This window comes from Methylomusa anaerophila, from assembly GCF_003966895.1.
Classification (GTDB): Bacteria; Bacillota; Negativicutes; order Sporomusales; family Sporomusaceae; genus Methylomusa; species Methylomusa anaerophila.
Genome location: NZ_AP018449.1, coordinates 838473 through 862333 on the forward strand (window position 1 = coordinate 838473; position 23861 = coordinate 862333).

22 protein-coding genes are annotated in these 23861 nt (G+C 41.6%); all 22 read right to left on the bottom strand.

Features of this window, described 5'->3' with window-relative positions; translation table 11 throughout:
* Positions 1-39: 39 nt before the first annotated feature.
* Positions 40-1029 (bottom strand): GDP-mannose 4,6-dehydratase, encoded by a 990-nt coding sequence (locus tag MAMMFC1_RS03770; protein WP_126306604.1) that lies wholly within the window; start codon positions 1027-1029, stop codon positions 40-42.
* A gap of 54 nt (positions 1030-1083) precedes the next feature.
* On the bottom strand, positions 1084-2259 hold the full coding sequence (locus MAMMFC1_RS03775; RefSeq protein WP_126306606.1) for a Coenzyme F420 hydrogenase/dehydrogenase, beta subunit C-terminal domain: 1176 nt from the start codon (positions 2257-2259) through the stop codon (positions 1084-1086).
* A 46-nt stretch (positions 2260-2305) separates the two neighbouring features.
* Positions 2306-3403 carry a polysaccharide pyruvyl transferase family protein gene (locus MAMMFC1_RS03780; RefSeq protein ID WP_126306608.1) on the bottom strand — a complete coding sequence of 366 codons (1098 nt, stop codon included), beginning with the start codon at positions 3401-3403 and terminating at the stop codon, positions 2306-2308.
* A 196-nt stretch (positions 3404-3599) separates the two neighbouring features.
* Positions 3600-5015 carry a lipopolysaccharide biosynthesis protein gene (locus MAMMFC1_RS03785; RefSeq protein ID WP_126306610.1) on the bottom strand — a complete coding sequence of 472 codons (1416 nt, stop codon included), beginning with the start codon at positions 5013-5015 and terminating at the stop codon, positions 3600-3602.
* Between the two features lie 21 nt (positions 5016-5036).
* The gene (locus tag MAMMFC1_RS03790) at positions 5037-6065 is read right to left on the bottom strand and encodes a glycosyltransferase family 2 protein (protein ID WP_126306612.1); all 1029 of its coding nucleotides are present in this window, start codon (positions 6063-6065) and stop codon (positions 5037-5039) included.
* Positions 6066-6129: 64 nt separating this feature from the next.
* Entirely contained in the window at positions 6130-7215 is a 1086-nt protein-coding gene (locus MAMMFC1_RS03795) for an EpsG family protein (RefSeq protein ID WP_126306614.1), read from the bottom strand.
* Positions 7216-7296: 81 nt separating this feature from the next.
* Positions 7297-8484 carry a glycosyltransferase family 4 protein gene (locus MAMMFC1_RS03800; RefSeq protein WP_126306616.1) on the bottom strand — a complete coding sequence of 396 codons (1188 nt, stop codon included), beginning with the start codon at positions 8482-8484 and terminating at the stop codon, positions 7297-7299.
* Positions 8485-8504: 20 nt separating this feature from the next.
* Entirely contained in the window at positions 8505-9083 is a 579-nt protein-coding gene (locus tag MAMMFC1_RS03805) for an acyltransferase (protein ID WP_197723905.1), read from the bottom strand.
* 6 nt (positions 9084-9089) lie between these two features.
* Positions 9090-9665 carry an acyltransferase gene (locus MAMMFC1_RS03810; protein WP_126306618.1) on the bottom strand — a complete coding sequence of 192 codons (576 nt, stop codon included), beginning with the start codon at positions 9663-9665 and terminating at the stop codon, positions 9090-9092.
* Between the two features lie 13 nt (positions 9666-9678).
* Positions 9679-10836: a glycosyltransferase family 4 protein gene (locus tag MAMMFC1_RS03815; RefSeq protein WP_158618630.1), complete on the bottom strand. Its 1158-nt coding sequence runs from the start codon at positions 10834-10836 to the stop codon at positions 9679-9681.
* The gene (locus tag MAMMFC1_RS03820; RefSeq protein WP_126306622.1) at positions 10823-11806 is read right to left on the bottom strand and encodes an NAD-dependent epimerase/dehydratase family protein; all 984 of its coding nucleotides are present in this window, start codon (positions 11804-11806) and stop codon (positions 10823-10825) included. Before MAMMFC1_RS03820 ends, MAMMFC1_RS03815 begins: the two co-directional genes overlap by 14 nt.
* Before the next feature lie 44 nt (positions 11807-11850).
* Entirely contained in the window at positions 11851-12699 is an 849-nt protein-coding gene (locus MAMMFC1_RS03825; RefSeq protein WP_126306624.1) for a polysaccharide deacetylase family protein, read from the bottom strand.
* Between the two features lie 13 nt (positions 12700-12712).
* Positions 12713-13363, bottom strand: a complete 651-nt coding sequence (locus MAMMFC1_RS03830; protein WP_126306626.1) for a sugar transferase — start codon at positions 13361-13363, stop codon at positions 12713-12715.
* Positions 13364-13425: 62 nt separating this feature from the next.
* Positions 13426-14007: an acetyltransferase gene (locus MAMMFC1_RS03835; RefSeq protein WP_158618631.1), complete on the bottom strand. Its 582-nt coding sequence runs from the start codon at positions 14005-14007 to the stop codon at positions 13426-13428.
* Positions 14008-14132: 125 nt separating this feature from the next.
* A complete protein-coding gene (locus tag MAMMFC1_RS03840; RefSeq protein WP_126306630.1) occupies positions 14133-15584 on the bottom strand; it encodes a UDP-glucose dehydrogenase family protein in 1452 nt (483 codons plus the stop codon).
* Positions 15585-15667: 83 nt separating this feature from the next.
* Positions 15668-17593, bottom strand: coding sequence for a polysaccharide biosynthesis protein (locus MAMMFC1_RS03845; protein ID WP_126306632.1), 1926 nt, complete (start codon positions 17591-17593; stop codon positions 15668-15670).
* Positions 17594-17674: 81 nt separating this feature from the next.
* The gene (locus MAMMFC1_RS03850; RefSeq protein WP_126306634.1) at positions 17675-18391 is read right to left on the bottom strand and encodes a CpsD/CapB family tyrosine-protein kinase; all 717 of its coding nucleotides are present in this window, start codon (positions 18389-18391) and stop codon (positions 17675-17677) included.
* Positions 18381-19922, bottom strand: coding sequence for a GumC family protein (locus MAMMFC1_RS03855; protein ID WP_126306636.1), 1542 nt, complete (start codon positions 19920-19922; stop codon positions 18381-18383). The genes MAMMFC1_RS03850 and MAMMFC1_RS03855 overlap by 11 nt, the downstream gene beginning before the upstream one ends.
* A 77-nt stretch (positions 19923-19999) precedes the next feature.
* On the bottom strand, positions 20000-20626 hold the full coding sequence (locus tag MAMMFC1_RS03860; protein WP_232035647.1) for a polysaccharide biosynthesis/export family protein: 627 nt from the start codon (positions 20624-20626) through the stop codon (positions 20000-20002).
* Positions 20627-20724: 98 nt separating this feature from the next.
* Entirely contained in the window at positions 20725-21339 is a 615-nt protein-coding gene (locus MAMMFC1_RS03865) for a response regulator transcription factor (protein ID WP_126306638.1), read from the bottom strand.
* 804 nt (positions 21340-22143) lie between these two features.
* Positions 22144-22614: a chemotaxis protein CheW gene (locus MAMMFC1_RS03870; RefSeq protein WP_126306640.1), complete on the bottom strand. Its 471-nt coding sequence runs from the start codon at positions 22612-22614 to the stop codon at positions 22144-22146.
* A 43-nt stretch (positions 22615-22657) separates the two neighbouring features.
* Positions 22658-23713, bottom strand: a complete 1056-nt coding sequence (locus MAMMFC1_RS03875; protein ID WP_126306642.1) for a PocR ligand-binding domain-containing protein — start codon at positions 23711-23713, stop codon at positions 22658-22660.
* Between the last annotated feature and the right edge of the window lie 148 nt (positions 23714-23861).

Below are 23861 nucleotides of genomic sequence, written 5' to 3' on the forward strand. Positions count from 1 at the left end.
CTTTATCCGTCTCAGTGAGTTATCGATTATCAATTGTTATCAATTATCTCTTGCCTGAAACCATTTTACAAATTTATGAATGCCTTCTTCAAAATCCGTCCGGGGATTGTACCGCAATATCTCTTTGGCTTTGGTAATATCCGCGAAAGTACGGTTTACATCCCCCGGCTGCATCGGCATCCTGTTTATCTCAGCCTTCTTCCCCAGTGCGTTCTCGATAGCTCTTACCATTCTGCTCAGAGTGATGGTATTGGACTCACCCAGGTTGAATACCTCATATTTCCCCTGACCGTCCTTTGTCCAGTCGATCGCCTTGGTAACGCCGTCAATGATATCGTCAATATAGGTATAATCCCTTTCCGTGGAACCATCGCCGTAAAAAGGAATAGGCTGTCCTTTTGAAATCAACTTTGTAAACTTATTAATGGCCAGATCCGGCCTCTGCCTGGGACCATAAACGGTAAAGAACCTTAAACAAGCCATGTTTATGCCGTATAAGCTGTGGTAAGTATGACACAAGAGCTCTCCCGCCTTTTTGGTGGCTGCATAAGGCGATATGGGAAAATCAACAACATCATCTTCCGCAAAAGGAACCTTGGTATTATTGCCGTACACTGAAGAAGAAGAAGCAAAAACAAAGCTTTTAATGTCATGCATTTTGCTGATTTCCAGCAGATTCACCGTACCATTGATATTCACATCGGTGTAAAGCACAGGATTCTGAATGGACGGTCTTACGCCGGCATACGCTGCCAGGTGCACAATTGTATCCACTCGATTGTCCGCAAACACCTTTTTCAGGAAAACAACATCCCGGATATCTCCCTCTGCTGCCTGATAAAGATTGGAAGCCATATTATTTTCCGTAACAAATGATCTTGTTTCCGCAGCATTGTTTCTTTTAATCCCCGGATCATAAAAATCATTAAAACTATCAATATTGATAACCGTATTTCCTTTTTCCAACAAAGCCTCGCACAGATGAGAGCCGATAAATCCGGCTCCCCCCGTCACCACTATTGTGCTCAAATATATTTCCTCCCCTGTATTTCGACTTAACGACAATTGGGATTACCTCTCACTTCACAGCCCGCCAATTTTCTTAAATCTTTTGCCAATAAATTTTAATACCCTTCGCGGGAATTCAAAAATGGCAGGCAGGGTAAGGTATCTTAACTGGAGAGAATTAATACCCTTTGCAGAGTATCTGCGGAAGAAATCATCCCGTTGGGGGTTTCTGTCTCTGGCTACATGCATATTAGGCTGCATTGCCTCCTCAATTTCCACCCGTTCATATATCAAATCATTACCGGCCCACTCAAATAACCTTAGTCCTTTTTCGCTGTTTACCAATACCATGGACACGCCGCCGCTCTTTTTTAGCTCCGGCCTTATTTTCTCAATACCCCAAAAATCTGCAATGGTTATATCGGCTTCCCGGTTCATTTTCGTATATTCACAGCGATAGCACGATGGTCTCACAAAATAATATTTTAAAAACATCCGGTAATAAAAATCCATCAGCGCATTTCTGCCATAAATCTTGCCATTAGCAAACTTAATTTTCAAATAATAAGTCCCCCATCCCTTTTGTTTATCTCTAAAATTAATGCTTTCAATATCTGCTTTGAATTTATTTTTCAAATTATTTATGTGGTCTCTAAACAGTCCTGGCGAGGGAACTCCATGACATACCAAATCCACAGTAAATAGATTATCATAATCTTTTCTTAAAAAGGCATATAAGCCTCCCACCTGACAGGGCGTACCTGTAAACATTGCTTTTTTCCCGGCTTCCAATAGATCCTTTACCTGTTTATATGTATCACCTATATTACTTTGAACATATTTGGAACCCTTGAACTTATCTCTTTGTTGTTTAGTCTCAGCGCATCCGTGTACCACCGCAAAATTACTGTCAAACATTGCGCCAAACACAGCACCGGAGTTATTTAATATATAGCCGGATAGTGCGACAAATAATCCACCGGACGTACTTGTCCTGCGAACCGAATCATTTTTATTCCAGGCTGCATATGCAACCGGGTTATCCACTCCCTTAAATTTGTAGCCGGATGGCTCAAGCGGACAAACTTCTTCACACAAACGGCATTTAGTACACCTATTATTGTCGATTGCAGGATATGAATAACCTTCACTATCGGAAATCATCCGGATACATTGTACAGGACATACGTTATAACAGGCACTGCATCCATAACAGTCTTCTTTACGCGTACTTTTTAAATAACTTGTCATAGCTTCCGCCCTTTCCCGCCACGCCCTTGTGTTCTACCTTAAAATCCTATTTGATATAACTACTTAAAAAATCAGATGCTTTACGTCTTTCTGCCTGTAATTTCTCATTTACTAAGGAATAATCTATCGGCTCAGCAATAATACGCAAATCAAAGTTTTTGTAAATTACTCGTTCCGGTAATCCCATAGTTTCCAGTAAACTTATCAGTCTTGTTCCATATTTCTCCGGTGGAATTACAATTAATTCCTTATTAAAATTAATAGAAAAAGCTGAACCATGAAAGGAATCGGTAACTACAAAATCAGCAAAGGCAAATAAAGACAAGAAATCACTGGGTGTGATATTATTAAATACAAAATCAATTCCGGCATATTTTCTTCTGTTGAGGGCAAGCTTAACAATTTTTAAACCTTTTTCTTTCGCGATTTGTTTGGCGGTTTCAATCATAAAATTATTATTATTTAACTGATATATTAACAAATATTTGTCATTGATTTTTCGCTTTTCAATAAGTTTGCCCCATTCATCTCTGTTAAGCAAAAGGGTCGGGTCAACTACATGAACGCCATCAGTTCTACCAAGTCTGTCCAATATTTTTAAGGCACTGTTCTCTCTAACGGAAATAGCATTATATTTGCTTATTAATTTATTTATCGGCTGTATTTCCTCCATTCCTAGTTCAGTTCTGCCAAAGCTGGCCGCATAAGCTATTCTGGGTTTTCCCTGGGGAGCAAAATCCACAAAATATGCCGGATCAACTTCACCGTTATAATTACTATTCCAAACTTGGTCGCTGCCGGTAATATAAACATCGGCTTCGGGTAAATGCTGCTTTATATCGGCAAAGGTATGGTACTGCATATCTGTAAGCTTAATATATTTTGCGACATAGCTGTCAAAAATTAATTTTCTTATCAACTTCTTAGGAAAAACCGCCGTATTGTACAACAAAGCATACATTATATTATTTTTGCCTTTTGGATTCTTACTCCAAAAATATTGTGCATTGGAAAATCGGTTCGGCTTATAATCCACCACCTTAACAGCGTGGCCTAATTTTTCTAAATACTCTTGCAGTGCATAAGTCTGTAAAAAAGAACCGTAATTTAGTACCCTATGAAGAGTAATCATGCTAATATTCATTAAGTCACCTCTAACCTACCTAACATTTTTAAAAATATATGATTCAAATTTCATCTTGAGCTTATAAGTTTATACTTCAATTTATGGTGTTCCGTAAATCCCCCCTTGTTGGATATCCATTAAAATCAATTAGCACAACTTTCTCTCTAGCGAAAATTCCCGTTGATAAATACAAAATCACCAATACATAATAATACTAATTTTCAATTCGTATACGCCTAACTCTAACCTTATTCAATATTTTTATAATATATGTTTTTAAATAGTACAAAGTAAATAGAACTGCAAACAAAAGCATTACATAATTGGCAACTAAACTCATGTTAGCATAAATATGAATAGCAAATATTATTATGGGCGATGTCAGCAAAATAAGTTTATAATTGACATTAAAGTCAATTTTCTTATTAAGGAAAATCACCCGGATAATAATATTTACCACATACCCGACAAACAGCGAAACGGTAGCGGCAAGAACGCCTAATGCACCTATCAGGGAATGGATTACCAAAATATTAACAATACTCGCAAAAACAGTAGAAATAAAAATGGTTTTTGTTTGCTTTAAGGCCCCAAAAATATTTCCCAAGAACTGGCTGTAAATGCTGGCCATGGTACCCAATAAATACATGGGGACTATATTTCTGGATTCGGAATACATCGGCGCAACCATAAACGGAAATATGATCGCAACGATAGGTATTAACATAATGGTACCGCAAAGCAAAAATCTTAGAAACAAATCACTGGCAGTGGAATAAAACTTGCCGATATCGCTGCCGTTACTGCCTCTGTCAAACGCCATTTCCTGCCATGCAAGGTTGAAACACGACGACACAAGGGTCAAGGCAAAAGCAAATTTGCCGGCAACAGCGAAAAGACCGTTTTCATGGGTAGTTAATTGATTAGCTATAACTACCTTGTTGTAGTTTGTTAAAAACCAAAAAGATACGGAATTGAGGCATAGAGGGAGGGCATACTTGGCCATGCTGATAATCAGTTTTTTATCAATATAACTCGTTTTAAAGTTTGAAATTACTTTGACTTTAGTTTCAATTATTACTATCTGAACGATAGTGCCAATAACAAAAGAAATATACAAACAACTATAATCCATTTTCATATACACGATAAAAACAACGTTTGATAACACATTTACCAATGTGCCTGCCAGACCCGATCCGGCAAAAACCATGTTCTCCCCGAATCCCCGGGCAATATATGAAAAAAAGTTTTGCATACAAACAAAAATACCATAAATAACTATTAAGAGGAGGTATCTGATTTCAACAACTGTATTCAGGGCTAAAGCCAGGATTCCGTATATGCTGAAAGAACAGAACATGATAATGGCGCCGTTATATATCGGCTTATATTTTAACTGCCCGTCCGAATAATCAAACATATATCGCATGATCGCAACCCAAATATCTAAAAACATGGCAGATGTAAATACACTTAAATAGGCTATTGAAACATCATAATATCCGTAATCCGCCGGATTTATATATTTCGTATATAAGGGCAGCAAAAAAAAGGTTGACAATCTACTTAATACATTACCAATAAAATAGACTATTGACGACTTTACGAATTTTTTTATATTGCTCACATTATCTTTACTCCTGTTCGTTTAGCCCCATCTTCTATTTGTAATTTTGTTTCTGGCGATTCTAAGCCGGGTTAAACACCAAATGCCAAGATTTATACCCAGCAATTGGCATACTAATACGGATGCCTTGTGTTTAGTGCCGCGTATATGACTAGAATTAAGAATGTAGCTATTGTGTGCTATAAAATTGACCACATCTTTTTTCTCTGCTTTATTTTCAAAATCAATAACGCCAAATTGATTAATAAATAAGTTGGCAAATCTTCCCGTTATAACTTTTTTATACTTTTCCTCAAAATCACAGGTATTAAAATAATCGAACCATTTTTTATACACTTGCAACTCAGACATTACCTTTCTCTGATTTGACTTTGATAAAAGGGCCGAACCAAATCTACGCCGATAATTAACAAGGGGGAGTTTAAAAGCGGAAATTTTTTCAGCGGCAAGCATTGCTTTAATATGCCAGTCCCCATCCTCGGCGCAAATCAACTTTTTGTCAAAATATAATCCATTGCTGATTACTAATTCGCGGCGATAGACATTCCTCCAAACGGCCCAGACTATATCCTTGACAGTACCAAAAATATATACTAATATTTCTTTTTTTTGCAATTTATTAATGGCTTCAGCATCAAAGCTGTCTTGTAAAAAAAAATGCTTTTTATCATCATCATAAACAATCATCGACTGGCCAATAAAGATATCCGTTTTCTCATTGCTAATAATCGTATCTTTCATAAGTTCCAAACAGCCGTCGACTAAAAAATCGTCACCATCCAGAAACATTAAGTACTGGCCGCATGAATTATCAATGCCGATATTTCTGGTTTCGGATACGCCGCTGTTTTCTTTGTGAATAACTTTTATTTTTTTATCCGTCTGCGCATAATGGTCACAAATTTTTCCGCAGTTATCAGGGGAACCATCATCCACTAATATTATTTCATAGTCCGTAAAGCTTTGCTTAAGTACGCTATCTATACATTCATTTAAATATTTTTCGACTTTATAGATGGGAATGATTATGCTAAGCAGCGGCATCTTCATATTTTTCCATCTCAACCTCCATAAAGCTCTTTATTTCTTCGATTTACTATTTACTATTTACCATTTACCATATAAACCATGTAAATTGATAAGGAACAGTATTATTTACTCCTCTGACAATATAAAAGAGAATCCAATAGGCAAAACAGTAAAAAATTACGTAAGCGTACGCATAATACGAGTATGGCCGCTTAAAGATCCTGGGAAATACTGATAATAAAAGAATATATGCCAGAGAAAAATAAAATGCAATCCTGTTAGCATTAGGCGTAATATACGTAAGAACACCTAAAAACGGATCAATAATTATAAAGTTAAAATAAGCTTCATAGCCTTTATTAAGAGCAATAATTCTTTTACTGTAAAACAACAACGGTAATAAGATTGGCAGACGCATTATTATCTGTCCTAACCCTAATAATCTATCCGTATCGGGAGTATAGACAGAGTAGCGCTCAAAGATTTCAAATGAAGTAACACTTTGCAGAAAGACGCTGTAAAAAGACATGATCATTAGAATAGCACCGATATAAACGGCCAGCAATATTTTTCTGTATTTACCTGTCAAAAAATACATTGGCAGTATTATTAATGCTGTTAAATGAAATAAAGAGGCAGTGGCAACTAAAAAAGCGAATTTGAAAAAATCCTTCTCAACTAAATATTTATAGGAATAAAACACAAGACCCATCGCAAGATATTGTCGCAAAATATTATAAGAAGCAAAGTAAAATAACGTCATGAAGATAAATACGGCTAATCCCATATTTATCTTTTTGCTCTGATCCTCAACCATCCTGTATATAAATATCAACAATAGGAAAGAACTTATGACAAAAATATATTGCGGATCATTAAAATTCCACTTCACCAAAAAATTTAATAGATTGAATACCGGCTCTCTGCCTTGAATAATTTCCAGGAAAGTTTGCGGATAAAAAGTTACTTCATAATATTTTTCAATATAAGCGAAATAATCTGTGCCGGTACCATATCTTATAGCCGCCGGAATCCAGGCAACAAGGAATGATAAGCCCAGACAGGCATATTTGAGTATTCTACTATTAATGAAAGTAGGTATTAATGCAAATAAAGTCGCTCCTATAATTATTGAAATGTATAAAAATATTGTTTCTAGTTCGCTTAGCATAATTCAGTAATCCTTCCATTTAAGTATATTTAGGGACGGATAAACATTTGGAAAACTCAATAATGCAAGGAGCTATATATGTTAATTACCGTACTGCTGTACATATTGCCGGAAATCCATCCAAAAACTGCTCCGGCGCTTATCCAGCAAATTGTTGGTATATTTCTTGGCAGTATTAAAATTTTCAGTTGCATATTGCTTCAGCTTGTCGGGATCATTCACTAAACGAATAATATCTTTTCCTAATTTCTCCCAGTCTTTGCGGTTGTGGATACATTCCTCCGGCAACAATTCGGGAATGCCGCCTGTGCGGGCCCCCAGCGCCGGACAACCGCGGCTCATGGCCTCAACCAGCGCCCGGGGAAGCCCTTCCTGCAGACTGGGGATAAGGTAGATATCCGTGTCATCCATCCAATTCAACACCGGCTCACCGCTGGGCAAGGTACCGCAAAATTCCACATTATCGGCAATGCCGCATTTTGCTGCCAGCGCCTGCCATTTTTCGCCGCTGCCGCCGCCTAAAAATCGCAGTTTGAAAGGGGGAATTTTAGTTTTAACGGCAGCAAGCGCCTTGATGGCGGTTTCATGCCCTTTATAAGCAATATTAAGCGACCCTACCAGCCCGAATTTAATCGGCCTGTTGTTAAAGCCCTGTTCAATTTTGTCCAGCCTTGCTTTTAGCACATCCGGGGATACTTCGGCTAAAACCACGTCCGAACAGCCGGCTTGAATCCCCTGGGCCGGATATCTTTCCTGCAAAAACTGCTCCGACACATATATTGCATGGCTTGCTTTCTTTATGTAATGACGGTTAAGCAGATACATAACCGGCGCAACTATCTTGCCGGCAATTGTGCCATGATTCCAGTAAGTATCCCACGTACATCCCACTACCTCCACCGCCCAGGGTTTTTTCATTTTTATCGCTTCGTGGCAGGCAATAAGGCCAATAATACTGGGAAGTCTGATAATCGCGCAATCTGTCTTCTCCAATACCGTTTTTATCTGGTTTTTTATTTTATCATATTTAAAAATCAGATTACTTCCTTGGTTATAGTAATATACAGGTTCAAAAAATACGTGCTCACAATTGGCTACAGCAAGCTTTTTATCAACTATGGATTCTACTTCCCTGCGCCTTGTGGCCACGATGATTTCCTGGAAGCATTCCAGATATCTTTTCCAAAGGGCGCGCATGAGTCCCCCATGGGTATAATATACATTTTTTGAAACAACGAAAGGATGATCATGGAAAAAACTGACTTTCATCACATATTCCCCTTTGTCTGCTAAATTTGCTTAATCTTTTTGGCCGGTACGCCGCCGTAAATAACATTACCTTCAACATTTTTCGTCACCACGGCGCCGGCCGCAATAATTGAGCGCTTGCCGATATTGACGCCGGCTAATATTCTGCAGCCGCAGCCGACCCATACATCGTCACAAATTATTACCTTTTCCAATATTTTATCATTGTATTTTATCGGAATATCCGGATTGCCCCAGCTATGATTTTCCGAAAGGATGGAACAGGCATGGGCAATTGATACATCGTTGCCGATTTCCACACCGCCGCTTGCTTCAATAACGCAATGGGAATGAATACTGACGTTATTTCCCGTTTTAAGATTGTGCCAATTGTTGATTTCAACAAAGGGTCCAACGAAGACATTATTACCGCAATGGGCACTGCTGGCCTTGAGGATGCAGTATCTTAAACCTATCCAGCAAATTCCGCGCCAGCCTTCTATCCAATTCCAGATAAACCTGTTTACCCCATTGGGCATCAGCTTGAAAAAAGAAACTGCCAGGTTAATAATAAAAGAACATTTCTCAAAGATATTTCTTCCGCTCTTATTCCCACTCATATCTCCTTAACTTATCCCCTTTGGCTCCAGCGAAACTACAGGCCTTATTATCAATTCTTTCTTCTGGTAAACAATGCTGTCCGCCGGAATTTCCCCTTTAACGACTGTTCCGGCAGCAATAACACAATTGTCACCAATTTTCGTGCCCCTTAAAATGACAGAATTTGCGCCGATTAAAATATTCTTGCCCAATTCCACCGGAGCTGTTGTATATTTTTCTTTATTTACTATCTTACCAGGCCCATATATATGATCATGATCATAAAATATTACATTGGGTCCAAACAGGCAGTCATTGCCAATTTTAATATGATCATGGCAAGTAATAAAACAGCCTTTGTTAAAAAATACATTATCTCCTATTTCCAAACTTCCGTCTCTGATGGCCAAGGTTACACCCGGTCTGGCGCTTACCCGGTTGCCTAAAACAAGTCGGGACTTCCTGCCTCTTATATCAATAGAAGTACGGACAGATAACAACTGCAATGGTCTAAAAAACACCCCGTGGAAATGGAACAATTTCAATATCGTTAGCCGGATAAAATTATAGATAATTCTTATAGCCGCGGTAATATAAAGCATATGTTCCTCCGGATTAGACCGTTTTAAGCCTTTGGTTACCTAATATCTCCTGATACTTATCATGTATTCTTTTAACAACGACATCTTCGTTAAATTCTTTTATAATTCTCTCTTTGCCGTTTTGTACAAATTGCCTTCTTTTTTCGGGGTGGGCGTATATGGTTTTCATCGCGTTGTACAATCCGTCAACATCAAGATATTCAACCAGCAAGCCGCATTCATCATCCACGACAAGCTCTTTTGTGCCGATGACGTTGGTAGCGACAACCGGTGTTCCGATACACATGGATTCCATCAATATTCTTGGAATCCCCTCTTTTTCCGATGCCAGCACGACAAGGTCGGTAATTTTTAAAAGTTCATGCACATCATCGCGAAAACCTAAAAATTTAAAATGCTTATCTAATTTTTTGGCAGTAACCAACTCCTTGATTTCATCTTCCAGCGGACCTCGTCCGCCTAGTATGCAAACCACATTTTTATAGTCGGCAACAAGCTTTTCCACTGCGCAAATAAAACTCTTGTGTCCCTTAACCGGCTCAAATCTTGCGAAATAGCCGATAATAAAACTATCTGCGGCAAGACCCAGCTCCTTTTTTTTCTCCTCGACATTAACTGCCTGCGCGATGGCATTCAACCGTTTTACATTAACTCCGTTGCCTTCATAATATACATGCTTTTCGTCTTTAATGCTATTATTGATAACTTTGTAATAATCATCATAATTCTGATTAAAAATATAATGACAGGCCGTTGCGGCAAATTTTTCAAGAAGCCTGTAGAAGTTGTACTTCCATTTACTTTGCCCTTCATAAAACGGCAGGCCATGGGTAGTATGTATGATTAACGGAATCCCGGCCAGTTTGGCTGCGATACGCCCGGTAAAACCCGCTTTGGCGGTGTGAGTGTGCACAATATCGTATTTTTGGGTTTTGAAAAGCTTATAGAGCTTATAAATCGATTGCAGATCCTTTACCGGCTCGATCTTCCGGGAAATATAGACAGTATGATAAACAAAACCCCTGTTCCTGATTTTTTCTACATATTCACCACCGGATGAAATCAATTCCACATCATAACCCTTTTCTTTCAGCCCAACCATTTTATCAATGAGAAGTTTTTCCATATTCCAGTTGATAGTCATTATATGGGCAATCTTAGTTTTTTTCATTAATAAGACCCCCCTTGCAAAAATACATTGCATTATTCATATCCCAGGCAGAATAGCCCATGGTACTAATGTATTTAACATTCGAATAACTGCTTGGTTTTAAAAGCTTACGGAATATGTTGTGCAGGAAGGAGAGTTTCCTTATAAATGCAAGGGCCCTTCTTACAATATAATGCATAATCACCAGTAATGCTCTAGGTACATGTACAACATATCTTGCTCTTCCCATAGCCTTTTCATTGGTAATTATTTTACTTGCGGCAATCTTATTCTGATCACATATGTTAACAACACCCGTTACCGGCTGTGGCATATCCAACCACACCGCTACAGCATTAACCGCATTGTTTAAAGAGCAGAAGTGAAATTCCTGGCCGCCTTTGCCAATAACATAGGCCAGACTATACTTCTTTATATATATCCGCTTATAAACATTATTCATTAGTTCCTCGCTATACACCGGCGCAAAACGAAATATAACATAATCCATACTATGAGTATCGGCGATTTGGGTCAGGGCAATCTCGGCCATATGTTTTGATTTTGCGTAATTACTGATGGGCATGCAGATATCTTCCTCGCTCAAAACAGCTTTATCATTTTGGCCGTATACGTCGACTGTGCTGGAAAATATCACCTTCGCGCCAAATTTTGCCGCCCATTCAAAAAGATTGCAGCTTGCAAGGTAATTCACTTTATAATACTGCTCCCAGGTACGGGCGTTATCTTCCTTTATCTGGGCTATAGCCGCCAGGTGGACAACGGCCGTAATATTATATTTTAAGAACAATTCATGGACAGCCTCATGATTTGTAATATCTGCCTGTTGATATGTAAAACCGGCGTCCTTAACGGAACTGTCCTGCTCTATGGAAATACCAAGTATGGTGCGGGAACAAGCTAATAACCGGCTGACTATAGCTCTCCCAATAAACCCGTTGCAACCTGTCACAAGTATATATTCCTTCATAAGATCACCTCTAGAAACAATGCCTCCGCCTCTCTTTAGCTTAATTACGATTCACGCTTCGGTAATAATTCAGAACAGGAACGGAACCCAAATCCTCTATCCTGCATAGCGCTTAGAAATTTTAATAGTCTTTTACTATTTCCTTTCCTTCCCGTCTGAAACCTGAATGCATTCTTCCAACCGGCAACCTTAAGACCGTCCAAGGGCTCATCTGTTAGTTCAAAGGGATGCACATAAAATATAAAGTTATCCTCGTGTCTATAGTATTTTTTCATTAAATATTCCATAATTGGGGGAGGAAAAAGCCTGAAGTACCCGCAACTTGAAATAGGTATTGTTTTACCCATTATATCTAAGGTCGGAATCTCAAATTCAACGCATCCATCCTTCTCAAAGACCAAACTTTCAATTTGCCTATACCCTGACATATCCAGGACATTATCGGGTTTCGGCCCCTTAAGTCGGATAAAACTGGCATCATATTGGAATCCACAATCCCATAGGATTGCAAGTTTATGGTTATCCATGGAAAAAAAAGGCGCCCGATAGCCCACCACTGGTTTCGCAACGATATCCTCTAAGATTTGCTTGGCCTGCAAAGTTTCCTGGCGAAACTTTGTATCCGTCATTTCATGAATGACACCGTGGGTGTGACTATGGCAGGCAATTTCATGGCCCTGCTGGGAAAGTTGCCGGATAATATTCCTGTGTTCGCCGGCGATTTCCCCCACCACGAACACCGTCATTCTAATACCTCTGGCGGCCACATTTTCGGTAAACGGAATTACCGCTCTTATGTAATTCCGGCCATGACCCATTTTATCGGCGTATGGCTTAAGGTAATCAAGGTGGCGCCATTCTTCAAGGTCGAGCGTCAACAGAAAGTTCTTCATCGGAGTAGATCCTCTACCAGCTTATTTTTCTTTTATCAGACTTTAAATACGGGTAAGTTTGACTGCCGGGACTTCCTTTGGATCCCTCCACGATTCCTTCCCTTTTAAGTACACTGAATATTGTTTTGAAAAATATTTTTACATCAAAAACAAGGCTCATTCTTTCGACATATTCGCCGTCCAATTTGGCTTTGACATCTATGGGCAGCTCATCCCTGCCGTTAACCTGCGCCCAGCCTGTTAGTCCGGGATATATATCATTTACACCGTATTTGTCTCTTTCCGCTATCAAATCATACTGATTCCAAAGGGCGGGCCGCGGACCTATAATGCTCATCTCGCCCCTGAGTATATTTATAATCTGCGGTAACTCATCCAGACTTGACTTCCTAAGAAATTTACCAACGCTGGTTATAAATACATCAGGGTTTTGCAGCATATGGGTAGGCATATCCTGGGGAGTATCAGTCCGCATGGTCCGGAATTTTAATATGTAAAATTCGCCCTTATTCTTGCCGATACGCCTCTGCTTAAAGAATACAGGTCCTTTGGAATTTATTTTGATAAGTACCGCTATAAGCAAAAATACCGGCCACAACAGTACCATAGCCATCAGAGATAAAATAAAATCCAAAATTCGTTTAATAGCAGGATAAACTTTCATATAACCCACCACCTTTAAAATCATTTCCTCTGAAACTCTTAAAACTCTTAAAACTCTGAATTTCAGAGGATCGTCTGGTTTTCCGCGATCTTGCCGTCCGGCAGAATAAATCTCTCGGCCAAACACGCCCCTGTTTTTACGCAGGAACCGGCGCCTATATAAGACAGCCTGCCCACTGTCGACATGCTCCTTACAACCGCGCCTGATGAAATATGGACACCGTTGCCTATTTCACAATCATGGTCGATACAAGCATTTATATTAATAATGCAACCTTTACCGATGCGGCTGTTTGTGTTAACCACCGCCCCGGGGAGCACGACTGTGCCTTCGCCAATCAAGCCGTACTTGCTCACATATGCTCCGGGATGAATAACGGCAGGAATTTTATAACCGGTATCCAAAAGTTTATCTATCCAAAGCAGTCTTTTTTCATTATCGCCGATTGCAACGAAAGCAAATTCAAATTCGGCAACAAAGTTAACATAGTCATTTAATTTTCCGAAAATACCAAAGTTAAAAACATGGGTAATATCTGTCCTGTCATCAAGAAAAGCGATTTTTGTCCACTTGCCTTGGAACTCAGCAGCTTCAGCGACAACTTTGCCATGTCCGCCGGCGCCGATAATAAGCAAATTACTCATTGTTCTTATCACCATCTCCGGGCGAAATTATCGAGTGTCTTTCCCGCCGGCATAGAAAGGGGAAACTCAGAAAATGAATTTCCCCGCTATGCAATAATTTTCGAAATTGGTCCTTAACTGCTGAATTACTCGCCAACAGCCTGTTTACCGGTTAGCTGCCGGTGAAACCGCCGCCAGTTATAACCCCAACCGCTTTCATAGCCGGATCGCCCAAAGCCGATATACAGCAGGCCTGCTTCCTGAGCAACGCCAGGATCGACTATATTTCTTCCATCCACAAATACTTTGCTGCCGGTCATCCGCTCAGCCAATTGCTCCAACGGCAACCGCCGGAATTCGTCCCATTCCGTTATCAACAGCACTGCGTCACAGCCTGATGCCAGCTGCAAAACATCATCGGTATATTCAACGGCTAATTCGGGATAATAGGCTTTGCAGTTGGGCATGGCAATAGGATCGAAGGCTTTAACACGGGCCCCCATTTCTACTAAATAGCGAATAATATCCAAGGCCGGAGCATCACGCAAATCATCGGTATCCGGTTTAAAAGACAATCCCAGCAAGCCGATAGTTCTCCCCCGGACAACTTTCAGACTCTCCTGCAGCTTTTCAATCATGCGGCTGCGTTGCCTTTTATTAACAGCTACGGCTGCAGAAATGATCGGCATTTCATACGCATATTCCAAGCCGGTATTGATTATGGCGGCAGTATCTTTGCCAAAGCAACTGCCACCCCAGCCTACACCGGCCTGCAGAAAACGGCTGCCGATTCTTTTGTCCAGGCCGATACCCCGGGCAACCTCGGTAACATCGGCGCCCACTTTTTCGCACAGACCGCTGATTTCATTGATATAACTGATTTTCGTGGCCAGGAATGAATTAGCAGCATATTTTATCATCTCCGCGCTGGTTACATCCGTTGTAATCAGCGCCGGGAGAGGAAACCCTTCGGGACGGGGGCAGGCTTTGGGGGCGGCGAAGGTTTGCTCCAGCAGGGGAGCATACATATTGCGCAGGCTGTTCAAAGCTTCCGTGTTTTTGGCGCCGATAACAATGCGGTCAGGATAAAAAGTATCATGCACCGCCAAGCCTTCCCGGAGAAATTCGGGATTGGAGGCCACGGCAAAATTTGCCTGGCGATTTTGTTTATGTAGGATGGAGGAAATTATCATTTCCGTGCGCTGGGCTGTTCCCACCGGCACTGTTGATTTGTTCACCACAACCTGAAATTTTTCGCCATGGAGATAATTTACAATCTCGGTTACAGCCGCTTCCATGTAAGACAGGTCTGCCTTTCCCGATTTGGCGGAAGGCGTACCTACAGCCAGAATAATGACATCCGCATCCTTACAATCCGTATACTGCGTAGTAAAACTAAGCTTATCGGCGGCGACTTTCAGTAAATCTTCAATACCAGGCTCATATATCGGGGATTGACCCGCTTTTAACATCCGTATTTTTTTTTCATCAATGTCTATACACACTACATCATGACCGATACCGGCTAAACAAACCCCTGTAGTTAAGCCGACATAGCCTGTTCCTACAATACATACCTTTAAATTTTTTCTACTCATTTTTTCATTCCTTTCCTTTCGTTTCATTGCTATTTCATTGATACATTGAAATATATTGATATTTTTTTGATAATTGATATTTTTTACGCCCCTAAATCCGATACAGGTTGATACTGCGCCTCGCCGGGCATAGATTGATGAGCCGATTGAGTTTTTGCGTCAAGCTTCAGCTCATTGGTATCTATGCCATAATATTTCAATTGGGAACTATGATAGGTCGGTATCAATTTAGCAAGCCAATAGATAACTTGCTCCGGATCCATTACTGACTGTAAAGACTGCAAAGCCCGCGCTAATTGCCGTTCATCTACCCTCTTTAGATTGGCTACGAAAATCTTCTCATGTTTAGTTGAAGCCGTACCCTCTTCCGCCGTCAGCAATTCTTCGAAAAGCTTCTCACCCGGTCTTAAGCCGGTAAACTTGATCTCAATGTCTCTACCCGGCTTCAAGCCGGAAAGTTCAATCAGGTCGGACGCCATATCGACAATTTTCACCGGTTCACCCATATCCAAAACAAATACTTCACCGCCGCTGGCCATGGAGCCGGCTTGCAGGACAAGCTGCGACGCTTCCGGGATGGTCATGAAGTATCGCTTCATGTCCGGGTGGGTTATGGTAACCGGACCGCCCATGGCGATTTGACGCCGAAACAGCGGGACAACACTGCCGCGACTGCCGAGGACATTGCCGAACCTTACAGCAGCAAACTTGGTTTTGCTCACAACGTTCATAGTCTGAACAATAAGTTCAGCTACCCGTTTGGTTGCGCCCATAACGCTGGTAGGATTCACGGCCTTGTCGGTCGAGATCATGATAAAGGTCTCGGCGCCTATTTTGTCGGCGGCCTGCGCAACGTTTCTGGTGCCGAAAATATTGTTCCGTACCGCTTCCTCCGGTTGGGCCTCCATGAGCGGTACATGCTTATGCGCCGCGGCATGGAACACCACCTGAGGTTTGAAACGGGCGAAAACATTGTTAATCCGTTTCTCATCGCGAACGTCGGCGATAACCGGTTCAATGGCAAAATTGTTGTATTTTTCCCGCAGCTCCCGGTCAATTTCGTAAATACTATTTTCACCTTTGCCTAATAATACAAGCATCTGGGGTGAACGCTTGGCGATCTGGCGGCAGAGTTCCGAACCGATGGACCCGCCTGCCCCGGTCACCAGGACCCGTTTACCTTTAAGATAGCCGGCTATTTGTTCCAAATCCAGTTTAACCGGGTCCCGCCGCAAAAGATCTTCCAGGTCGACATTCCTTAATTGCTGCACAGTTACTTTGCCGTCAATCAATTCATAGATACCGGGGACAACCTTAACTGTACAGCCGGTTTTTTTGCATACCTGGACAATTTCCCGCAGCTGTGATCCTGCCAGCGAGGGAATGGCGACAATGATTTCATCGACCTTATATTCCTCCGCTACTTGCCTGATATCCTGGCTCTTGCCTAAAACCTTGGCCTGAAAGAGCATTTTGCTTTGTTTGTAGTCATCGTCGTCGATAAAGCCGACAAGTTTTTTGGTATCGTAGTAGCGCTGGCAGATTTCTCTGGCAATCATGGCCCCGGCATCCCCGGCGCCGACGATAAGTGTCCTGGTGGTCTGTTCATTTTGCCGTTGACGCATAAAGGACAGAACCCGGATAAACATTCGGCTGGCGCCTACGAAGACAATAACCAGCAGCCAGTTGATAACAGCGAGGCTGCGGGGCAAATCCACGCCAATGGCGTACATAAAAACACTTATAATAATGGAGCTTGCCGTTACGGCGCCAATGATACCCAATAACTCGCTGATACTGGCATAGCGCCATAAGCGGTGATACAAGCCGAAAAAGTAAAATGTAACCAACCGGACCACAATTATTTCCGGCAGGGAATCAATAAACAGCTTATAGTAATAAGGATCCACTACGCCTTCGAAGCGGAGATACAAGGCAATAAACGGCACTGCGGCGACAACGAAGGCATCTATTAACATTAGGCTAAACGAAAGAACTCTATGTCGCATAACACCCTCCCAACATTCATCTGATTTGTTGAATTAACTTTCTATCAATCTCTTCAATTTCTTAATTTTATTTCCGGTTTATCACTGCCGTTTACCATTACCATAGTCGTAATAGTAATAAGCCTGTTCCTCTTCCATCTCAACCCGGTTTAATACTACCCCCAGCAGATGCCCGTTAGCCCGTAACAACTGTTCCTTGGCCTTCTGGGCTATCTCCGGTCTTACGGTTCCGGAATTCATGACAAGAAGAATACCGTCCACTTGCGATGCGAGTACGCAGGCATCGGTAACTGCCACAACCGGCGGCGAGTCCACAATCACATAATCAAATTTTTCTTTCAGACCTTTAAGCAATTGTTGCATCTTTGCCGACCCCAGAAGTTCCGATGGATTAGGGGGTATGGGTCCGCTGGGCAAAAGGGCCAGATTAGCGATATACGTGTCCTGCACAATAACCTCGGTTCCTTCAACCAGAATGTTGGTCACCCCCACATTTTTTTGATTGAAGGTTCTATATTGGACAGGTTTGCGCAGGTCGCAATCGACAAGGACCACCTGTTTCCCCGCCTGGGCCAAAGCCACGGCCGTGTTAGCCGCTGTCGTTGATTTTCCGGCCCCGGGATCGGCGCTGGTAAACATAATGGTTTTTAATTCTCTGTCCGGCGTCCCATACTGAATATTAGTCCTAAGGGTGCGGTAGGCCTCAGCAACCGGGGACTGGGCCTGTTCCTGCATGATTAATTGCGGTTTACTGCTACTTCTTGAGGCCCGATGTTTCGGCTGATGTTTAGACGCCATTTGCTTTCCCCTCACTCCCGGGTAAGTTGAATTTGTTTGAAATTTTATTCCAAAAACCGGTTTGCGGTGGCTCCGCTGAGCCATTGAATTGGGGAATACTGCCAAGCACAGGCAAATCCAGATAATGTCTCACATCTTCGGCGGTACGAATGGTCCTCGTCATGTATTCAGATACCAAGGCCAGCCCCGTACCGAAAAAGATTCCTGCTACTGCCGCCACAGCAGTGTATAATAGCGGCTTCGGCTTAATGGGCTTGTCGGGAAGAGCGGCGATCTCAACAACCTGAACTTCGGTTGGCTGCATTACTTCACTAATTCGCGCTTCCTCATAACGCTTGGCAAGCATGGTGTATTTTTCCTGCGTTACCGCCACATCCCGCATCACCCGGACTAAGCCTTGCTCCTTGGCCGGAAGCTTGTCTATTTCCTTTTCCCTGTCGCTTATAAGCTGGTCGATAGTGCCCGCTTGGGCAGTAGCAGCGGCAATTTCAGCTTCCGCCTGGATTTTGTTTTGCAAAAGCCCCTGGTGAATCGGATTCATGGACGGAGCTTCGGCATTCACCGTACGGGTAACTTCCGTATCCAGCTTGGTTTTTGTTTCAGCTATTGCAGCCCTGACTTCCATTACCTGGGGATGTTTATCCGTGTATTTCTGTACCAAGCCTGCTAATTGCACTTCCAGTTCCGCAAGTTTGCTTTTGTACTGTTGAATCAGCGGACTGTCGGCGACAAAGCCTTGTTTCTCCTGGGACAGTTGTTGTTGGGTACTATTTAGTTTGGCTTCCGCCGCCGACTGGGCCACAGAATTTTCGGCTTGCAGCTTAACAATACTTGAATACCTGTCTACCAAGTCTTTGGTCTGGTCATTGGCAGCTACCATTTTCTCATTCCGTTTGTATTCTTCCAGTGCCTTCTCGGCTTCTTCCAGCTCTTTTTTGGATTCTTCCAGCCGTTGGCCGATAAATTCACGCACCGCCGACTGCTCAGAACGGGATAACGAAGTAAGCTTTTCTATAAATGTGTTAACAAGAGTATTTGCCAATAGCTGTGCTTCTGCCGGTGAATCGCCCTGGGCCCTGACTTCCAGTATTTCCGTATCTTTTATCGGCTGAGTGGTAATCCGCTTCAGCATGTCATTATATTTCGGGAGGCTTTGAACCGGCTCCAGTCCCCTGAGACTGCGACTCCAGTTAATCAGTTTTTGAAAATATGAGGCTTCTTCATTTGATTCCACTCTTGCGAATGCGGTTTCTACCACTTCCTGGCTTTTCAGTATCTCGGCATAAGTTGCCATGAGCTGTTTGGCATTGATAATGTTGGCCATGCCGACAGGAGCATCGGCCAATTGGGAATCAGCCAGTCCTTTTGGCTGTTTAACCCGCAAACTGCTTTGCGCCTCGAAGGTAGGCGACATAGCCAAGCTCAGCACCGCCACCGCGATCGTCATGCCAAGAAATACGGAAATTATTAGCTTGCGCCGTTTTTTTAATGTCTTGATAACATCTTTTAATTCTATTGTTGTTTCATTCACTTTTGACCTCCAACAATAATTAGATTTATAGTTGTCGTAATAAGTAGTAAGTTATAAGTTATTGGTAAAAGTTATTGTTAAAAACCTGAAATAGCTCTAATAAGCGGCAATATATCAAGTCTAAAGTCAACCCTATCATTATCAGTCAGATATACTACATCACCTTCATTCAAAGTATAGTTTTGGGACATGTCACCCTTGTTTAACAGATCATACAAATTTGCTTTCAATGGCTCGGACTCGCCGGTGTTTCCATTGCGAATAATAAAAATTTTCTTCTTGGCCGCATCCTTGGTATAACCGCCGGCAATACCCACCGCGTCGAGCAAGTTGTGTTGTTTTTCCAATTCATACAAACCGGGTTTTGCTACTTGCCCCAGCACATAAACGCGGGTAGTATGGAACTTGCCAACATTGACTGCGACCTTGGGATCCCTGATATATTCACTCAGCGATGAGGTTAGCGCCTCACTTAACCCCGCTGGTGAAACCCCTGCTGCTTGTACCTCACCAACCAAGGGAACGGCTATTTTCCCGTCCGGTCTGATGATTACTTCCTTAACCTGCAATTCCTGAATACCCCACACACTAATGGAGAGAACGTCACCCGGGCTCAGTTGATAGCCGCCGTCTACAGCCATACTTGTAAAAGGCAGCAGCATCAGCACTGTAATCATCAATACTCTTGCTATTTTTTTAATCATAATTAACCCCTCCATTTCGTAATTGCTGCAAAAATTTTATGTTAATTTTAAACCAGGATCCACTTTCCGCTTGCCAATGATTATTGATTATTTCTGAGTTATTTCCTTTGGAGTAATTTTGCTATTGCTTGTGTCCGGCTGTGAACACCAAGTTTGTTATATATGTTATTGCAGTGACTTTTTACTGTTCCTATTGTCAATCCAAGCCTTTGCGCAATTTCCTTATTGGAAAATCCTAACAGTACCATATTCAACACTTCATTTTCTCTTAATGTTAAATCATCGTCAGCCCTCAAGCAGGGTTGACCCTCCTGATCAATACTCACCATATTTTTACCGTAGATATCATCGAAATAACTTATAGCCGATAAAATGGTATCAATTAACACACTGGGATTAACAGGCATAGTTAGACAGGCAAAAATTTGCGCCTTATTGATTGCCTCAATTAAGGTATAACTATCCACCTGATTAGCGATTGCTATCAATCGTGTGAACGGGGATATTTTACGGGCGGCAGCCAAAAATTGAACACCATCGGCAATTTCCATTTTTAGGTTTGCAACAACAGCCCGATAATAACATTTTCTGCTTAACAAATTTAATGCTTCGATGGGATGTTGAACAATGTCAATCTGAAAAAGCTTATGTAATTGATGCATAGATTGCAAGGATTCCAGCCCATCGTTAACCAATAGTACTGAATTATTCATTATTAGTCACCCTGAATTCACCCTGGCAGATATTTAATATTTTACTGTCGTACTATTGCAACAAATAGGTATTAATAAAACCTAAAACCCGCACTAAATTTATGGAATTATTAATTTATATTGTTTGGCAATTAGTAGGTGATTTTTATTATATAAGGTTGCGATTAAGCATTGCATCTGACTTAGGTTGTAAATCATGTTATTTTTTTCTATTTTTATTATTTTTTTCTAGTCGCTATTCTTTTTTCAAATAAGTTAAAAAATATATAATTTTCTATAAAATGGTATGTTTTAGGAAAATGTTATTATTAGATCTGATAAATTTATCAGTATGCCGCCATTTTAGCATCTTTTTTATAATTATTTTGTAAAAGCTTGACACCAATTATTATGTTTAAATATTATTATTCGTTAACATCAACACACTATTTTTTAACATTAAGCATCTATTTGCTGTCAAAAATCGATACTCCTTAATCCTTTGTACAATAAGGCTTTTACAGCTTTAAAACAGAAAAAACCGCTGACTTTCCAGTCAGCAGTTTTAATACTGCCTAAAACCGACATAATCATACATATAGTAAGAAAAAATACAAACTTTGTCGATTTTGTGCGAAAATTAAGTTATAATGCCAATACTGCAGCAAAAAAAATTAGGCTAAATCCATTACCTACAGGATTCAGCCTGGTTTTTTCATTACTATTTTTTGCGGCGCGTTCCGTTCAGTATCAAATAGATAAATTCTAACCGCAATTAACTGCAACCATGAATTATGAGACTTTATGTATTTCAGCCAGTAGAATTTAAGCGCTTGCTATGTCTTGGGAAGCGGTAATAACTTCGTATTCTTCCATAGACAATAGTTGCTCCGGATCGAGAATAATGATCATCCGGTCCTCCACTTTGCCTATACCTTTCAGATATTTGGCGCTAGTGCTGCATAGAAACGTGGGAGCAGACTGTAAATCTTCATCCGCTATACTGACGATATCTGTAACTTCATCCACAATACAGCCGATTACGGAACCCACATTTAGCATAACAAATTTGCTGTCATCAGTAATTTTGGTTTCCTGTAACCCGAATTTCGTTCCCAAATTGATGATATAGTTGATTTGTCCGCGCAAATTGATCATACCTTCTATCTGTTTGGGAAATCCGGGAACTTTACGAAGGGGAAACTTTTGCGGTCTTAAAATACCTTTTACCGCTATGGCGTCGATACCATATTCTTCTCCGTTCAATTCACAAACAACGAATAGGGTGCTAGCCACGGTTTTTCACCTCGCTTGCCAGATATAGTTATATAGATATGGGTTATACTTGATTCGCCAACTCGCTTAGCTGCGTGGTTAGGCCGTTGATCTCCACAATATTTGCCGTTACTTCTTGGATAGCGGCCGCTTGCTGTTCCACTGTCGACGCCGTCTCGTTGCCCATGCTGACCGTCGTCTTGACGGAATTTCTTATTAAGGAGGTGAATTCCTGGATCTTGCCGACAGTTTGTTTGGAGTCGGCGGACAGTTTTCTGATTTCCTGGGCTACGACGCCGAATCCCAAGCCCGCTTCCCCCGCCCGGGCCGCCTCGATGGCCGCGTTCAGACCCAACAAACGGGTCTCATCGGCAATTTCCTTGATTAGGTCCATGACCTGATTGATTTCCCCGGTTACCACATCCACGTTTTGTATTTCCTTGTTCAGTTGGGTCTGATTGTCGCTGACCGTACTGGCCGAGGCTGCCAATTGCTCCATGGTTGCCGATATTTGAGTCAGACTGTCGCTTAATACCTGGGAAACCGACTGCAGCTTTCTTTGATGATAGGCGGTTTGTGACATGTTGTTGGCAACGATGAACAGCACATTGGCGGCGGATTCGATGCTTTCCTTGGATAATTTGCGAACTTCGTGGACTGCTTCCACGTACCCTTCGCCGTCCACCCCGATTTCATTGGCAATGCGTCGATACTTGGCTTCATCAGGCGCATCCGTCAGCACTTGTCCGCCGAGAATGGTGCCAATCTGCTTTCCTTCCAGCATGATGGGCGCGGCAAAGTCAATAAGCCCTGCATGGCATTCATACACCACCGGTTTGCCGGTTCGCGCCGCTTCCTCGCCCCCTTTGCGGTGGGATTCCGCACAGCGTTTATCGCCGCATTCCGTTGTATGGGTATAATCCTTGCAAAAACGGGTATAACAGCTGGGTTTGCTAACCGGGGTGCCGTCAATATCCACGGTTACACTCGCCAACCCCACTCCTTTGGCAAAATCATCCTGAAAGCGTTGTAAAAAATCAAGATCAATGACATCGGTCAGCTTAATGTTGTCAACTTCGAAACCTTTGTTTTTGGTGCTTGGATTGTACTCGTGCGACATAATGCCTTCCTCCTTAATTTTTTATTGAACCCCGGCTACAGTCGGGGCACTTTAGCTAAATCAGGAATTTCTTTACTCCGTGGTTATTTTTCTTAACTTTAAAACTATTATAAGTTATTTTCCAAAATAACACTATTATCTCAAAAAA

Excerpts from the sequence above, each read along its gene's own strand:
- MAMMFC1_RS03775 (WP_126306606.1), bottom strand. The coding sequence starts at position 2,259 with ATGACAAGTTATTTAAAAAGTACGCGTAAAGAAGACTGTTATGGATGC.
- MAMMFC1_RS03780 (WP_126306608.1), bottom strand. The coding sequence starts at position 3,403 with ATGAATATTAGCATGATTACTCTTCATAGGGTACTAAATTACGGTTCT.
- MAMMFC1_RS03790 (WP_126306612.1), bottom strand. The coding sequence starts at position 6,065 with ATGAAGATGCCGCTGCTTAGCATAATCATTCCCATCTATAAAGTCGAA.
- MAMMFC1_RS03795 (WP_126306614.1), bottom strand. The coding sequence starts at position 7,215 with ATGCTAAGCGAACTAGAAACAATATTTTTATACATTTCAATAATTATA.
- MAMMFC1_RS03800 (WP_126306616.1), bottom strand. The coding sequence starts at position 8,484 with ATGAAAGTCAGTTTTTTCCATGATCATCCTTTCGTTGTTTCAAAAAAT.
- MAMMFC1_RS03805 (WP_197723905.1), bottom strand. The coding sequence starts at position 9,083 with ATGAGTGGGAATAAGAGCGGAAGAAATATCTTTGAGAAATGTTCTTTT.
- MAMMFC1_RS03810 (WP_126306618.1), bottom strand. The coding sequence starts at position 9,665 with ATGCTTTATATTACCGCGGCTATAAGAATTATCTATAATTTTATCCGG.
- MAMMFC1_RS03815 (WP_158618630.1), bottom strand. The coding sequence starts at position 10,836 with ATGAAAAAAACTAAGATTGCCCATATAATGACTATCAACTGGAATATG.
- MAMMFC1_RS03820 (WP_126306622.1), bottom strand. The coding sequence starts at position 11,806 with ATGAAGGAATATATACTTGTGACAGGTTGCAACGGGTTTATTGGGAGA.
- MAMMFC1_RS03825 (WP_126306624.1), bottom strand. The coding sequence starts at position 12,699 with ATGAAGAACTTTCTGTTGACGCTCGACCTTGAAGAATGGCGCCACCTT.
- MAMMFC1_RS03830 (WP_126306626.1), bottom strand. The coding sequence starts at position 13,363 with ATGAAAGTTTATCCTGCTATTAAACGAATTTTGGATTTTATTTTATCT.
- MAMMFC1_RS03835 (WP_158618631.1), bottom strand. The coding sequence starts at position 14,007 with ATGAGTAATTTGCTTATTATCGGCGCCGGCGGACATGGCAAAGTTGTC.
- MAMMFC1_RS03840 (WP_126306630.1), bottom strand. The coding sequence starts at position 15,584 with ATGAGTAGAAAAAATTTAAAGGTATGTATTGTAGGAACAGGCTATGTC.
- MAMMFC1_RS03845 (WP_126306632.1), bottom strand. The coding sequence starts at position 17,593 with ATGCGACATAGAGTTCTTTCGTTTAGCCTAATGTTAATAGATGCCTTC.
- MAMMFC1_RS03850 (WP_126306634.1), bottom strand. The coding sequence starts at position 18,391 with ATGGCGTCTAAACATCAGCCGAAACATCGGGCCTCAAGAAGTAGCAGT.
- MAMMFC1_RS03860 (WP_232035647.1), bottom strand. The coding sequence starts at position 20,626 with ATGATTAAAAAAATAGCAAGAGTATTGATGATTACAGTGCTGATGCTG.
- MAMMFC1_RS03865 (WP_126306638.1), bottom strand. The coding sequence starts at position 21,339 with ATGAATAATTCAGTACTATTGGTTAACGATGGGCTGGAATCCTTGCAA.
- MAMMFC1_RS03875 (WP_126306642.1), bottom strand. The coding sequence starts at position 23,713 with ATGTCGCACGAGTACAATCCAAGCACCAAAAACAAAGGTTTCGAAGTT.